General features: G+C 47.0%; 11 protein-coding genes. 9 read left to right on the forward strand and 2 right to left on the reverse strand.

The annotated features are described in order from the left end of the window. Positions 1–88 precede the first annotated feature (88 nt). The 4 genes from AC50X8_RS06755 to AC50X8_RS06770 all read left to right on the forward strand — a co-directional run bounded on the left by AC50X8_RS06755 (position 89) and on the right by AC50X8_RS06770 (position 4,307). Positions 89–1,408: an ABC transporter substrate-binding protein gene (locus AC50X8_RS06755; RefSeq protein ID WP_099520195.1), complete on the forward strand. Its 1,320-nt coding sequence runs from the start codon at positions 89–91 to the stop codon at positions 1,406–1,408. Between the two features lie 96 nt (positions 1,409–1,504). Next, positions 1,505–2,404, forward strand: coding sequence for a carbohydrate ABC transporter permease (locus AC50X8_RS06760; protein WP_494879126.1), 900 nt, complete (start codon positions 1,505–1,507; stop codon positions 2,402–2,404). Between the two features lie 2 nt (positions 2,405–2,406). Further along, the gene (locus tag AC50X8_RS06765) at positions 2,407–3,243 is read left to right on the forward strand and encodes a carbohydrate ABC transporter permease (protein WP_056040738.1); all 837 of its coding nucleotides are present in this window, start codon (positions 2,407–2,409) and stop codon (positions 3,241–3,243) included. A 29-nt stretch (positions 3,244–3,272) separates the two neighbouring features. Next, positions 3,273–4,307, forward strand: a complete 1,035-nt coding sequence (locus tag AC50X8_RS06770) for a glycoside hydrolase family 88/105 protein (RefSeq protein ID WP_056040736.1) — start codon at positions 3,273–3,275, stop codon at positions 4,305–4,307. A 90-nt stretch (positions 4,308–4,397) separates the two neighbouring features. On the opposite strand, the gene AC50X8_RS06775 is transcribed toward AC50X8_RS06770, so the two are convergent. Continuing rightward, entirely contained in the window at positions 4,398–5,651 is a 1,254-nt protein-coding gene (locus tag AC50X8_RS06775; protein ID WP_494860091.1) for an MFS transporter, read from the reverse strand. 270 nt (positions 5,652–5,921) lie between these two features. Here AC50X8_RS06775 and AC50X8_RS06780 point away from each other — a divergent pair, with 270 nt between their 5' ends. From AC50X8_RS06780 to AC50X8_RS06800, 5 genes are all read left to right on the forward strand, one after another. Continuing rightward, positions 5,922–7,376, forward strand: coding sequence for a M14 family metallopeptidase (locus AC50X8_RS06780; protein ID WP_494879127.1), 1,455 nt, complete (start codon positions 5,922–5,924; stop codon positions 7,374–7,376). A 364-nt stretch (positions 7,377–7,740) separates the two neighbouring features. Next, on the forward strand, positions 7,741–9,297 hold the full coding sequence (locus tag AC50X8_RS06785; RefSeq protein WP_494879128.1) for an extracellular solute-binding protein: 1,557 nt from the start codon (positions 7,741–7,743) through the stop codon (positions 9,295–9,297). A 97-nt stretch (positions 9,298–9,394) separates the two neighbouring features. Further along, on the forward strand, positions 9,395–10,306 hold the full coding sequence (locus AC50X8_RS06790) for an ABC transporter permease (protein WP_494860688.1): 912 nt from the start codon (positions 9,395–9,397) through the stop codon (positions 10,304–10,306). A 47-nt stretch (positions 10,307–10,353) separates the two neighbouring features. Continuing rightward, positions 10,354–11,235, forward strand: a complete 882-nt coding sequence (locus tag AC50X8_RS06795; RefSeq protein ID WP_056040726.1) for a carbohydrate ABC transporter permease — start codon at positions 10,354–10,356, stop codon at positions 11,233–11,235. 77 nt (positions 11,236–11,312) lie between these two features. Beyond that, the gene (locus tag AC50X8_RS06800) at positions 11,313–12,458 is read left to right on the forward strand and encodes a glycoside hydrolase family 88/105 protein (protein WP_494879129.1); all 1,146 of its coding nucleotides are present in this window, start codon (positions 11,313–11,315) and stop codon (positions 12,456–12,458) included. 27 nt (positions 12,459–12,485) lie between these two features. Here the strand turns inward: AC50X8_RS06800 and AC50X8_RS06805 are convergent, their stop codons facing one another. Then, positions 12,486–14,783 carry a helix-turn-helix domain-containing protein gene (locus AC50X8_RS06805; protein WP_494879130.1) on the reverse strand — a complete coding sequence of 766 codons (2,298 nt, stop codon included), beginning with the start codon at positions 14,781–14,783 and terminating at the stop codon, positions 12,486–12,488. Positions 14,784–14,792 lie beyond the last annotated feature (9 nt).

Raw genomic sequence — 14,792 nt, forward strand, 5'->3', positions numbered from 1 at the left:
CTTTATTAAGAAAACGCATACAAAACGCTATACTTTGATTTGTAAGCAACATAAATAATCACTAAGAAGAAATAAGGGGGAATACGAAATGAAGAAGCAAGCTAAAAAAGTTGTTCTCGCCCTCATGGCGTCCGCACTCATGCTGGCTACCGCTTGTGGCAGCAACGCAGGAACGAATTCGGAAACAGGCACTAATGCAGGAACGAACAGCGGTGGCGGCGACAAGCCGATAACGCTTCGCATGGCATGGTGGGGTTCTGAAACGCGCCACGAATACACGAAAAAAGTCATTGACCTTTACAAAACGAAAAATCCAAATGTAACGATTGAAGTTGAATATGCAAACTATGATGACTATTGGAAAAAAATCGCTCCGCAAGCAGCAGCTAATGAGCTTCCGGACATTATGCAAATTGATACCGGCTACTATGCACAGTATGCAGGCAAAGGCCAACTGGCAGACCTGACTCCATACTTCGGCAAAGAAATTGATGTAACCAACATTTCTGAAAATGCTTTAAACGGTGGTAAATTGGGCGATGGCGTGTTCGGGATGAACCTTGGCGTCAACTCTCTCGGCTTCCATTACGATCCAGCAACGCTAGCTAAAGCTGGCGTAGACAGCATCCCGGAAAATTGGTCGTGGGATGATTATCTGTCCATCGCGGCTAAAGCGAAAGAGAACGGCATTTATATCGACAGCGGCATGCGCGCAGAAGTATTCTTCGGCTACTACCTCCGTACAGTAGGCAAGAAGCTTTACAATGAGGCAGGCAATGGACTTGGCTATGAAGATGACCAATTGTTCGTAGATTTCTTTGGCAAACTGGCGGATCTTGTAAAATCCGGCGCAGCGCCAACTCCAGATACACTCGCTCAAATTAAGGGTGTTGAAGATGATATGACGGTGAAAGGCACGCAAATCGGCGTATGGCAGTGGTCCAACCAGTTTGTTGCCCTTCAGCAAGCGGTTAACCGTCCAATGAAATTTGCTCCAGCGTTAAACCCAGGCGCTAAAGAAGGTCTGTACCTGAAGCCAAGCATGTTCTTCTCGATTTCGAAAAACTCGAAAGCGAAAGAAGAAGCAGCGAAATTTATCAACTTCTTCGTTAACGATCCAGAAGCAAACAAGCTGATTCTCGGCGAGCGTGGCGTTCCAGTATCCAGCGTTATTAAAGAAGAGCTTAAACCGCTATTGTCCCCAGAGCAGGTTCAAGTATTTGATTATGTAGCTTGGTCGGAAGAAAACAGCTCCCCAATGGATCCAGTTGATCCTATCGGTGCTATCGAAGTATTTGCATCGCTGAAAAGCTTGACGGAGCAACTGAACTACGGACAAATTTCGGCAGAAGATGCTGCTAAGAAATTTAGAAGTGAAGCAGAAAACGTATTGAAGAAAAATAAATAAAAGTTGGAAAAGCGGGCGATGGCGCTTATAAGACGGCCCATCGCCCTTCCCTTAAACCGACTTAATAGACTTCACTAGGAGCAGGAGCTGGTAACGATGAAATCATTGTCCTTCCGTAACAATCTCGTTGGATACACGTTTATATCACCGTTTGTCATTGGCTTTCTAATTTTCACCCTCATACCTGCAGCTGCGTCCCTTTATTTCTCCTTTACGGATTATGATTTGCTGTCATCGCCCAGCTGGATAGGGCTTGAAAATTATACATCCATGTTTACCTCGGATGACCGTTATTTGCAATCGCTTAAGGTTACGATGCTTTACGTGTTTCTGGGTGTTCCACTGCGGCTGATTTTCGCTTTATTCGTCGCTATGATCTTGAATACAACCTCGAAAGCTGTCGGGTTATATAGAACGGTGTATTACTTGCCTTCCATTATTGGAGGAAGCGTCGCAGTATCGATTATGTGGCGGAACCTGTTTGGCGATCAAGGGATTATCAATGTGCTGCTTAACTCGTTAGGCGTAGACAGCGTACGCTGGTTCGGTGATCCAAATGCCGCATTGTTCATGCTCGTCACGTTATCGGTATGGCAGTTTGGTTCCTCGATGTTGATTTTCCTGGCGGGACTGAAAAATATCCCGAATGAATTGTACGAAGCATCCGGTGTTGACGGTGCGGGCTTCTTTACAAAGTTTTTCCGCATCACCTTGCCAATGCTGACGCCGATTATTTTGTTCAATCTGATTATGCAATTAATTAGTGCATTCATGACCTTCGTTCCGGCCTACATTATTTCCAAAGGTGAGGGCGGTCCGCTAGATGGCACGCTGCTGTACTCCTTGTATCTGTTCCGTCAAGCCTTCGTATTCTTCGATATGGGTTATGCTTCTGCAATGGCATGGGTCATGCTCATCATCGTTGGTATTTTGACAGCAGTCGTATTCGCAACATCCAAGCTATGGGTTCACTATGAATCGGAAGGAGGCCGCTAAACATGATATTGAAAAAATTTAAGTGGCCGATTTATCACATTTTCGTTGGCCTGCTGGCGATCGTTATGGTGTATCCCGTTATTTGGCTGCTCATGAGCTCTTTTAAGCCTAGTAATCTTATTTTCACAACTTCCAGCTCGCTCATTCCTGATCCATGGATTTGGAGCAACTACGTTACAGGTTGGATTGGGTCCTCTGGGCAATCATTTATGGGTTTTATTACAAACTCGCTGAAAATCGTTATTTTCTCGACGATCGGTGCCGTATTATCATCCGCTTTTATCGCCTTCGGTTTCGCTCGTCTGCAGTTTAAGGGCAGAGCGATCTGGTTCGCGGTGATGATGGTTACGCTGATGCTGCCGCATGACGTTGTACTCGTTCCGCAATACATTATGTTTTCCAAGCTGGGCTGGATCGGTACGATTTCACCGATTGTTGTACCTCAATACTTTGGTGTTCCGTTCTTCATCTTCCTGATGGTTCAATTTATTCGGACCATTCCAAGAGAGATGGATGAAGCGGCTACGATTGACGGAGTTGGGAAGTTCGGATTGTTTTTACGCATTATCCTGCCGCTCATTATTCCGGCGCTGGCAACAGCTTCGATTTTCTCCTTCTACTGGCGTTGGGAAGATTTGATGGGACCATTGCTTTATCTGAATAAACCAAGCTCTTATACCGTATCGCTCGGTTTGAAAATGTTCCTCGATAGCGAAAGTGTATCCAACTGGGGTGCCATGTTCGCAATGTCGATCGTAAGCTTGATTCCGGTTTTAGGCGTATTCTTCTTATTCCAGCGCTATATCGTTGAAGGAATAAGCACAAGCGGGTTGAAATAGTGACGATGAATAATGAGGAGACGATTGAAATGCCACAACTGCAATTTGATGAACAACATTTACGCGAAGTGATCGATAAAGTCGTAGACCGTACATTCCGCATGGATTTTGGCTGGGATTGGCCCGGCGGCGTTGCATTTTTCGGTGTATGCGAAGCTTATGAGGCAACGGGGAATGAAAAATACTTAACGCTGCTTAAAGAATGGGTGGACGAGAAGCTTGAGGATGATCTTCCTAAGCTGTCGGTTAACGGCGTATCGATTGGTCACGCTCTCATTACGCTATATAAGGCAACCGATGACCGCAAGTATTTAGATATTGCGATCAAAATGGCAGATTATTTGCAAAACGATGCGGTACGGTTTGCCGAAGGCATTTTCCAGCATACGGTTAATTCTGAAACGTACAATTTCCCTGAGCAGGCTTGGGTCGATACGATGATGATGGCGGGTTACTTCCTCATTCGCATGGGCGAGCTTCTGGGACGGGAAGACTATTTGGAGGACGGCTTGCTGCAATACCATGGTCATGAGCGTGTATTGCAAGACCCTGTCAGCAACTTGTATTATCATGGCTGGGATAATATTGCGCAAAACCATATGTCGAGCATTTTCTGGGCACGCGGCAATGGCTGGGCTGCGCTTACGATGGCCAAAGCGCTCCCGCTCATTGCCGTACAGCACCCATCCTTTATGATTATTGAAGGGTCGCTGCGCGATCAGGCCGCTACGCTGGTGCGCCTGCAATCAGAGAAGGGACTCTGGCATACGATTGTGACCGATCCCACTTCCTATGAGGAAACTTCCGGTTCGGCAGGCATCGCAGCAGGCTTGTTCACTTTCGGGTCGCTGTACAATAAATATATCCAGAAGTCGATCGATGGCATTTTGGAGCAAATTACCGAAGATGGCGCTGTACAAGGCGTTTCGGCAGGAACGGCTGTTATGAATGATGCGGAAGGCTATAAAGGAGTATCCTACAAACGGATTCAAGGCTGGGGCCAGGGGCTAACACTCGCTTTCTTGGCTGCGGTGCTGCAATCGAAAAAACGCGAGTTTTCGTAGGAGACAGCCTGTGCGATAGCTGGACAAAAAAATGCAGTAAAAAACGCTTCTCCACTTAAGGTGGGGAGGCGTTTTTTACTGCATGCTTATTTACTCAGTCAAAGCCTTCTCTGCTGCAGGAGTAATGCCGCTCTGCAACTTAAACAGCGGGAGGAGTATAGCTACACCTAGTAGGAAAAATAAACCTGCAATGATGTACATAGGCACGAGTGAAATCGCATTTTTCATCAAGCCCGACAACATCATCGTAACGACCATCGAGCCCATGAACATAGGTGTTAAGATGCCATTTACGCGACCGATAAACGACTCCTTCGTGTTTTGCAAAATTAAAGTGTTAATTCCGATTTGGATGCAAGGCAAAGCTAAACCGCTAATAAATTGAAGGCTAAGCGTGAACCAATAATCCTTCGAAAATCCCATTCCGATCATCGCGATACTATCGATTGTCATGCCAAGCGCTATTAGCTTCTGCGGCGATAGTTTACTGGAGAAGCTCATCGCAAGCACGCCGCCGATAATCATGGCTATCCCATTTACTAATAGAAACCACTGCAAATAATCCTCCGGTTTCCCAAGCCGCTCTGTAATAAGGAAGATACCCATTGGCTGAATTAAGCCAAGACCAAGCCCAGCAGCAATGAAGCCGCCGCCAAGTGTACGCAGTATTTTACTGGACCATACGTAGCGAAAGCCCGCTTTAATGTCTTCTAGCACGCGGGATTGCTGCTGCTGCTCTCCAGCATCATCTCGATCACGAGGCAGGAAAGCTAGCGAAACAGCAGATAACAGAAAGGCTGCGCCCATTACGCCAATGGCCGTCTCGATGCCATAGCTTTGGTAAACAAACGTACCAACGACGGGGCCGAATATCATAAAGACGGCGAACAGTGTCTGATAAAGCGACATGCCCGTCTGGACTAGATGTTCGGGTACATGAAGCTTGAACAGCTTCATGCCAGCAGGCTGAGAAAATTGCGACAAAATAGCTGAAATTAAGGTGGCAAAAAAGACGGCATGCCAAGTTCCATTTTCCATGGCGAATAATACGGCCAAAATGGATACGGCGCTTAACAGGTCGCACCACACCATCGTCTTCTTCGGCCTCCAGCGGTCGGCGAACGTCCCGCCAATAAACGAAAATACGAAGATTGGCGCGAACTCCGCAACGGATATGAGCGATACGGCGAATGCATCATCATTAGTCATTTTTTTTACATAAAGCAGAACCGCGATATTTCGTACCCAGATGCCGATTTGCAAAAATAAAGTGGACATCAATATTGCTTGTACAAATCGATTGCTTAACAGCGATAATGCTGAAGCAGGTTGATTGGCTGTCATCCTTTTCACCTATCCTTTTTCACTTTTTAAGCAGCGTTGTATTCAATGGAAATTTTACAGGACATTCCAATGTGAAAAAAGGCTCCCTAGAACGAAAGTGTACTCCGCCTTAAGACGGATAAATGGGAGCTTCTGGCATCTAAACGGTATATCCATTACTATATTATTTTGTATTTCTAGCAGGTAAATATAGTATTTTTGTCGAAATTTCATGGATGTTGTTGAAATCTATCGAATACAGACAAGGGGCTTGTTTACATGCATTTGTTTTTGAGAAAAAAGACGTTATTATGGCTGCTTATTTTGGCGATTGTGCTGCCTACTCTAGTTGCAGCGAGTGGAGGGGGCTCCAAGCAAGCGATTATAAATCCAAAACAGCTCTACAGCTATGAAATAATGACGCGTGATATAAAGAAGCTCGATGAAGCTTATCCTGAGCTGATCCGTTATCGGAGCCTCGGAAAAAGTGAATATGGGCGCGAGCTGTGGGTAATGGAAATTGGCAATGGGCCTGTTAATGTATTGCTGAATGCATCCCATCATGCAAGGGAATGGATGACGACCATTACGGTCATGAATATGGCGGAAACGATGGCTGCAAGCGCAGCTAAGCAGGGAGTGTGGAAGCAGCTTAATACGGCTGATTTATTCGATCACATCACGTTTCACATTGTGCCTATGGTTAATCCCGATGGCGTAACCCTCCAACAAAAAGGGCTAGCTGCTTTTCCGCAGCAAAATCATGCCGAATTAATCAAAATGAACAAAAATAGCCGGGATTTCAAGCGCTGGAAAGCTAATGGCAAAGGTGTCGATTTGAACAGGCAGTATCCCGCCGATTGGGACACGATACGCCAAGCCGAATATGCGCCTTCCTATAAAAATTATAAAGGCAAAAAGCCGCTGGAAGCGAAAGAAGCCCAGCTTATGTACAATTTCACCAAACAAATAAAGCCGGAAATCGCAATATCCTATCACTCGTCCGGTGAAATCATATTTTGGAATTTTAAGACGAAAGCATCTAATTTGCCAAGAGACCGGGCATTTGTCCAAGCTTACGCAGCCATGACGGGCTATCGGGCGGTAGCTCCAGAAGCTAATCCTTCGGGGGGCGGTTTTACCGATTGGTTTATTACCGAGTTCGGCAAACCGGCCCTTACGCCAGAAATAGCTCCTGCTGTAGGGGAGACGAATGTACCGCTTAGCTACTGGGATCGGATCTGGAAGCAGCACAAGGACACGATGTGGCTTATTGGGACGACGGCTTACGAGCAAGCGATGCTGACAGAAAAAGCAAAAAAAGCGTCTGCCACCATTGAGCTGACCTCGCCAGCGACATCTTATCGTTATCCGGTTCTGAACCGAGAAACAGCTAGCAGCGTAAAATCAGGTGTCTATAAGGTGACGAGGGAAAAAGGAAGCTGGTATGAGATCCAAATAAGCGGGCAAGGGAGCAGATGGATAGCTAAAAGCGTGGCGAATCCGTGGAGCAAGCCAGTTCCAACTCCAACATCAAGTACAAGTCCAAACCCGACACCGACTGCAAGTCCTATTGTGACTCCGCCTTCACCTAGCCTGGCGGCACCGATTGCGTCGGAGCCATCAGCAGAGCAGGCGTCGACTGCTCCTTCAGCAACTGAAATTCCAATAGTGGAGGGGGCGCCGGTGGAAGATTCGGGATCGAGCGTGATTCCAACACCGATTCCAGCCCCCAGCTCAACTTGAAACTAAAACCATTCAAGGTGAAACGGCTGTCGCCGTCCTCTGGCGGCGCGGCGCGTTTCATTTCGAGAAATATAGAGTGAGGATAGAAAAATTATATACTTTCTTATATTTTTAGAAAGCATGCAGGGAGCGAATGAGCAACACCCTGCATGCTTTTTTGCTGCGCTTTTTTTGGCGGAAAAAGGGCCGGATTTGGGGTATAACCGCTATAATCCTTAGCTCACATTTGGCTGTAACCCTTGCGCCACAAGGGATTGCGTCACAACATATGGCGTGGTGATTATAGGCAAACCGCCCCGGCGGAGTATACGATAAAAGGGTAACAAGCGTACCTAAATGAATTCCAAATTCGGGAGGTCAAAGCATGAGAAAGAAACAAGCGGCAACAACATTTCGCGTCTTATGTACAACGACATTAGCAGGCTGCATTTTGGCAGGCTGTGCATCAGGCTCAGGCGTGAACGAGGGAAGCGCAACTTCAGGCACCAATCAAGGAGGCGCACCTACGAGCGAAACACAGGCTCCTTTTAAACTGACAATAATGACAAACTTGCATACACCAGAAGTTCCTACGGATGCCATTGAGAAAATGCTAGAGGAAAAAACGAACACGGATTTGACGATTAACTGGGTGCCAGACGGCAGCTATGAAGAAAAACTAAACTCGTCATTTGCAACCGGTTCCTTGCCTCAGGCCGTATACATGAAAAATCAGACGACCTACATTTTATTCCGCGACGCCATTCGCAACAATCAATTTTGGGAAATTGGCCCGTTCATTAAGGATTACCCGAATTTAAGCAAGCTCGATGAGCTGGTTGTTAAAAATACAGCGGTAGACGGCAAAACGTATGCCATCTATCAAGAGCGTCCGTTATCGCGCCAAGGCATTATTTTCCGCAAAGATTGGGCGGATAAGCTAGGGCTCGCTGCACCAAAAACGACGGATGAGCTTTACAATATGCTGAAGCAATTTAAGGAAGGCGATCCAGACGGCAATGGCAAGGCCGACACGATGGGACTGACCGACCGCAGCGATTTAGTGTATGGCGCATTTAAGACGGTCGCCTCGTATTTTGGCACACCGAACAACTGGGGCTTGGCAGACGGCAAGCTGCAGCCGGAATTTATGTTCCCGCAGTATAAAGAAACGATGGATTTCTTCAAGAAGCTGTATGACGAAGGCCTAATCAATAAAGATTTCCCGGTTACGAGCAAGGAAGATCAGCAAAATCTGGTCATCACTGGAAAAGCGGGCATGTACATTGGCTCGATGGCGGATGTGCAAAGCTTGCATCAAAAAACCGTCGAAATTAATCCAAATGCCCTTTACGATGTAGCGAACCACATTAGCGGACCGGACGGCAATGCGGGCATTTGGTCGATTCCAGGCTATGGAAACCTAGTGTTGTTCCCGAAATCGTCCGTTAAATCGGAAGAAGAGCTGAAAAGCATCCTAGCTTTCTTTGACAAGCTGATGGAGCCAGAGCTGGCTAACCTCGTGAAATGGGGAGTTCCAGACAAGCATTACACCATTGTAGAAGGCGGCTTAGTCCAAAAAGTGGAAGATACAAAGATGACAGACCGCGAGCAAAAGCCATATGAAATTTTGCAAGTGGGCGGCGAAAGCACGATTGATATGCTGCGTGCCTACAATAAGCTTCCAGCTAAAGCAAAAGCTGAAGAACTTATTATCGAAAACAACAGCATGCTGATTAACGATCCAACAGCAGCGCTTGATTCCAAAACATTCGGCTTGAAGGGCGTAGAGCTTCAGCAAATTATTAACGATGCGACATACCGCTATATTTTGGGCAATCTGGACGCGGCAGGATTTGATGGTGAAATCGAGCGTTGGAAAAAAGGCGGCGGCGAGAGCATCATCACGGAATACAATGAATCTTTGGCTAAATCGCAATAGGGCAATAGGAATAGAACTCCTGTAAAAACAGGGAACCGAAAGGATGTTTCACATGAGCAGCAACTCAGCTTCGGCAGTAGCAGCCGTTAAGCCGGACATGAAGAAGCATGACCTTCGCCGGCGCATATTGAAAAACAAAGCCATCTATCTCATGATTTTGCCGGGACTGCTGTATTTTGTCTTATTCAAATATTTCCCCATGTGGGGGCTTGTGATCTCCTTCCAGGAATACCGTCCATACGACGGTATTCTCGGAAGTGATTGGGTAGGCTTCAAGCATTATCAGCGCTTGTTTACCGAGCCGATGTTTTGGACGATTTTTCGCAATACGATCATCTTGTTTCTGATGAACTTAATTTTCTTTTTTCCCGTCCCTATCATACTCGCGATTTTGTTAAATGAAGTAAGGCTGCAAGCCTTCAAGCGTTTTGTGCAAACGATTGTGTACATTCCGCATTTTATGTCCTGGGTTATCATCGTATCGATTTCCTTCGTCATGGTCACGATGGATGGCGGGATGATCAATGAGGGCCTTGATGCGATGGGCATGCAGAAAATCAACTTTCTGCTAAGCGATGAATGGTTCCGGCCCATGTACATTGTGCAGGTCATCTGGCGTGAAGCAGGCTGGGGAACGATTGTGTACCTGGCGGCCATCGCGGCCATCGATCCACAGCTGTACGAGGCATCGCGGATGGACGGTGCCAACCGTTTCCGCCAAATTTGGCATATTACATTGCCGTCGATCCGCAGCGTTATTGTAATCCTGCTCATTTTGAAAATTGGCGATGTGCTGGAGCTAGGATTTGAGCATGTGTATTTGCTGCTTAACGCGATGAACCGGAATGTGGCGGAAATCTTTGATACGTATGTGTATACAGCAGGGCTTAAACAGGGGCAGTTCAGCTATAGCACCGCGGTAGGCTTCTTCAAATCCTTCGTCGGTTTGGTATTGGTAATGTCTGCGAACTGGCTGGCCAAAAAATTCGGCGAAGAGGGCGTTTATTAAGCTCCACGTTTGCCGCCGAAGCAACATCTTGAGGAGGAAAGGCTATTATGGTGCATGACAAAACGATTGGCGGCCGCCTATTTGATGGCGCTGTCTATGTAATATTATTTTTAGTTGCGTTAGTGACGATTCTTCCTTTCCTGCATATTATTGCCGGATCGCTAACGACGGTTGATGAGCTGGCGCAAAAGCGATTCGTCCTGTTTCCAACGAAAATTAGTTGGGATGCGTACACCTATATTTTCTCAACCAATACCATTTTTCGAAGTATGCTGGTTTCGATTGGAGTTACTGGTTTTGGTACGCTGTTCAGCATGATACTTACATCATTGATGGCCTATGGCTTGTCAAGACGTGATCTGGTTGGTCGCAAGCAGCTGATGTTTATGATTGTGTTTACGATGCTGTTCAGCGGCGGGATGATTCCGACCTTCATCGTCGTGAAGTCGCTAGGGATGATCGACAGTTATGCGGCGCTAATTGTGCCAACGGCGATTAATGCGTTTAACCTGATTATTTTGCGCAGCTTCTTTCAAAATTTGCCGGATGGTCTTGAGGAGTCGGCAAAAATCGATGGCTGCACGGATTGGGGCATTTTATTTCGCATTGTCATTCCGCTCTCCATGCCGGCAATTGCAACGATTTCCCTCTTTTATGCCGTGACGTATTGGAATACGTATTTGCCGGCGATTTTGTACATTGATAGTGCTGAAAAATGGCCGATTCAAGTATTGCTGCGGCAAATTGTTATTTTGGCAAGCGGCTTGACGGCGGATTCTTCGGGCTTCTCGGGTGATTTCGTTACGCCTCCAGATCAGACGATCAAAATGGCCGTCATCGTGGTAGCGACCGTTCCGGTACTGCTCGTATATCCATTTTTGCAAAAGTATTTTGATAAAGGCGCTTTACTGGGCTCGGTGAAGGGGTAGTCTGCCTGCAGACACTTCCCTTCGGGGGCTTCCGGGTTGTCATCCTTGTATCCTATATGAAGAGAGGTTGAAGTCAAATGAGTCTTTCCACTTTAGCTGAAACGATGCGTGTACGCGATGCGTTAGCGCTGGAATGGGGCGTTGCCGCCTGCGATTCCTTAATGGCGAGATTTCCCCAAGCGCATGACTTGCCTCCAGCAAACCGCTGGCATTACCATCAAGGTGTGTTTTTGTATGGTATGCTCAAGGTATGGGAGCAAAATGGCGACGAGCGATATTTGCTTTATATTAAAAGCTACGTGGATGCCTTGATCGATCCATTTGGGAATCTAGCTTTTGACCGCGGCGAGCTGGATGCGATAATGGCAGGGCTGATTTTGTTTACGCTGGACGAGCAGTTTGATGATCCACGGTATCGGCTGGCGGCAGATCGCCTGCTCGGACTGTTCGAAACGCTCAATCAGACGTCGGAGGGAGGCTTCTGGCATAAGGATAAATATCCTTATCAAATGTGGCTGGATGGCCTCTATATGGGCGGCGTATTTGCAATGATTTATGGTGCGAAATATGATAAGCCGGAGCTACTGGATATGGCGCTCAAGCAGGAGCGATTAATGAATAGGCATATGAAGGATACACGGACAGGATTGCTGTATCATGCGTGGGATGAGACGCGAAGCATGCCATGGGCTAACCCGGTGACGGGATGCTCACCTGAGTTTTGGGGCCGGTCACTCGGCTGGTATGGGATGGCGCTTGTCGACTTTCTCGATGTACTGCCAGCTTCTCATCAAGGCAGAGCTGTCATCGAGCTGGAGGTTGCAGCGCTTGTTGAAGCCCTCACCGAGTTCCAGGATGAAAACAGCGGATTGTGGTATCAGGTTGTCAATAAAGGCGAGCGTGAGGACAATTGGCTGGAAACCTCGTGTACAAGCCTCTTCCTATATACGATAGCGAAAGCGATCAAGCATGGCTGCATTCCGAAGGCTTACTCAGAAATTGCAGCAAAAGGCTATGAAGGTCTGCTCCGTACGCTGCGTTCCGATGAGGCGGGGCTGATTGTAACTGGCATCTGCATCGGAACGTCGGCGGGGGATTATGACAACTATGTGACACGGCCAACAAGCGAGAACGATTTGCACGGTGTAGGTGCTTTCGTACTCGCTTGTGTAGAATTGGATGGTGTACTTGGTTTGCAGCCTGCTCAAGCACAAAAGGAATAATCACTTAGGCCGGGGAGCAGAGAGTGGTCACCCCGGCTGATGCAGCTCCCGGTATTTTCCGGGAGTTGTTCCTTCAAACTTGCGGAAGGAGCGAATGAAATTTTGCGGATTCGTATATTGCAGCCTCTCGGAAATTTCCTTGACCGAAATGTTCGTATCTTGTAGGAGGCCAAGCGCGATGCGATGACGGTGTGCCGCCAAATATTCACTGAAGGAAGTACCTGTTTCCTTGCGGAATACGCTGCTCACATAGTTCGCATTGTAATGCATGCTGGCCGCGATGGCTTCCAGCGTAAGCTCCTGGTCATATTGCTGGTGAATCAGATGAATGATCTCTTCGGAAATATTTTTATACTGTGAATTGGTGCGCTCCTCAACGGATACGATAATCGGTTCCACAATGTTTTGAAGAAACCAGTTGCGAACTTCCTTCGGAGAGTGCGGCTGGAACAAATATTCAAACAAGGAAGAATGGTCGCCAAGCTCCATCTCGTGAATGCCGAGCGACTGGGACAGATGAATTAAATCAATTAACAGCCGTGCAGTCGTCAGCTCAAAATCATGGGCGCTCAGCTGCTGCTTAAACACCGCTTCGAACAGCTCCGCCAGCGCTTCTTCGCTTTTGGCCCGATCTCCAAGCTTAATAGCATCATTCAATTCGGTCTGCAGCCGTACCGGATAAGAGGTGTTGAAGCTCAGCTTCTGCGGCAGATCGCGATAAAACATCGCCGACGAGTCGCCAAACCGCTTTAAATGCTTATAAGCCTCCATACTTTCCTCAAGGGCTGTACCCGCTGATTTCAGCTTGTCATGGTAACCGCTAAAGCCGAAGCTGACGGACAGATTCAGCACTTCTTTTACGGTGTGCGCAATTTGCTCAGCAAGTGGAACCAATTGGGCAAAAAAGGCATCCTGATTATGCTCACGATTCAGCAGCAGTGTATTTTGCGACTGCTCGTAGACGATAGGCGCCAGCCTGTCGCTCGCATCAACCAATTCCTCCACAATATTATTCACGGCGAACAGCAGCAAATCCGTATCGCCCTTCGAATAGCTCGTCCCTTCAAAAAAATCAATGCGCAGCGTCATAACAGCATAACCTTTAAATGACGTAGGGAAAGCCAGCGTCTTAAGCCGTTCTTCAATGCTACGGCTGTTGCTTTTTCCTTGGTAGAGCTCCATCATAAACAACGTGCGCAAGCTGTCAATCTGATTGTTCATCGTGCTTTCCAGCTCGCTTTTCTCGCGAATAACATGCCGAATTTGATCCGCAATATAGACGAAGCCGTCGCGGCTTGGTTTATCATGCTTGGACGGAAACAGTTGAAAGACGCTAACGAACAGCTGCTCAATCGGCTTGTACAAGCGTTGGGAGCCGAACCACGTCACTAACAGCGTTATGGCAAGCAGCGTTAGGCAAATAATTACAGTAAACCAGCCAATGGCACGAGATTGCTTCGACAACGCATGGAGCGATGTAATAGAAGCATACGTCCAGCCATTATAATCAGACTTGCGGTAAGATACCGTATAGCCTGTCCCTTCGAGCTGCGTATCAAATTGGGCAAAGGCTGAGTCCGATTCGGCAATATCCTGATAAAGCGCGGCAAATAAGCCGTCAGACGGCAGCAGCTCTTCATTTTGCCCAAACAGCAGCTCGCCTCTATCATTAAATACGAGTACGGCCTCGCTATTTTTGTCAAAGGAAAGCAGCTCGTTCAAATAACAGGAAGGGATCGTCGATACCGCAAGCCCATTTTTGGTTGAAGCCGTCAGCGGCAGCTTCTTTACGAGGCTGATGCCGTATGTACAACGACTGGAAGATTGCCCTAGCAGCACGGTATTGCTGACAGGCTCCGTAATCCATTGCGAATCGAAAGGAAGCTCCTTATATTGAAGCAGCCTGTCTTTTTTGTCCAAATCACTCAACCGGTATAAGCCGGAGTTGTCAATATACCAATTTTCAAGAGTGCTTAACAAAATAATATTTTCAATTCCTGTATCAAATGTCTGTAAATGGTTGACTTCTTGCTTGATTTGGTTAAATAATTGAAATTGTTCCACATTAAGCGGTTCCAAAATGGCTGACTTCAAAAAAGATGAATTGACGAAATATGTCATGGAATGGTCTACAGTGCGCATGACCTGTTCCACATTCATTTGCATCTGCTCCAGCTGTAACAGTTTGGATGCGTTTACATTCTGTTGAATGGTGTCGGAGGATTTCATGTAGGAGAATAGTCCAACAATAATGACTGGCAACGAACTGATTAGAAAGCCGAACAGCAAAATGCGCAAAAAATACCGATTAGGTGGGGCTGCCATCATATCTCC

The sequence above is a fragment of the Paenibacillus sp. JT22N15 genome (genome assembly GCF_059383755.1).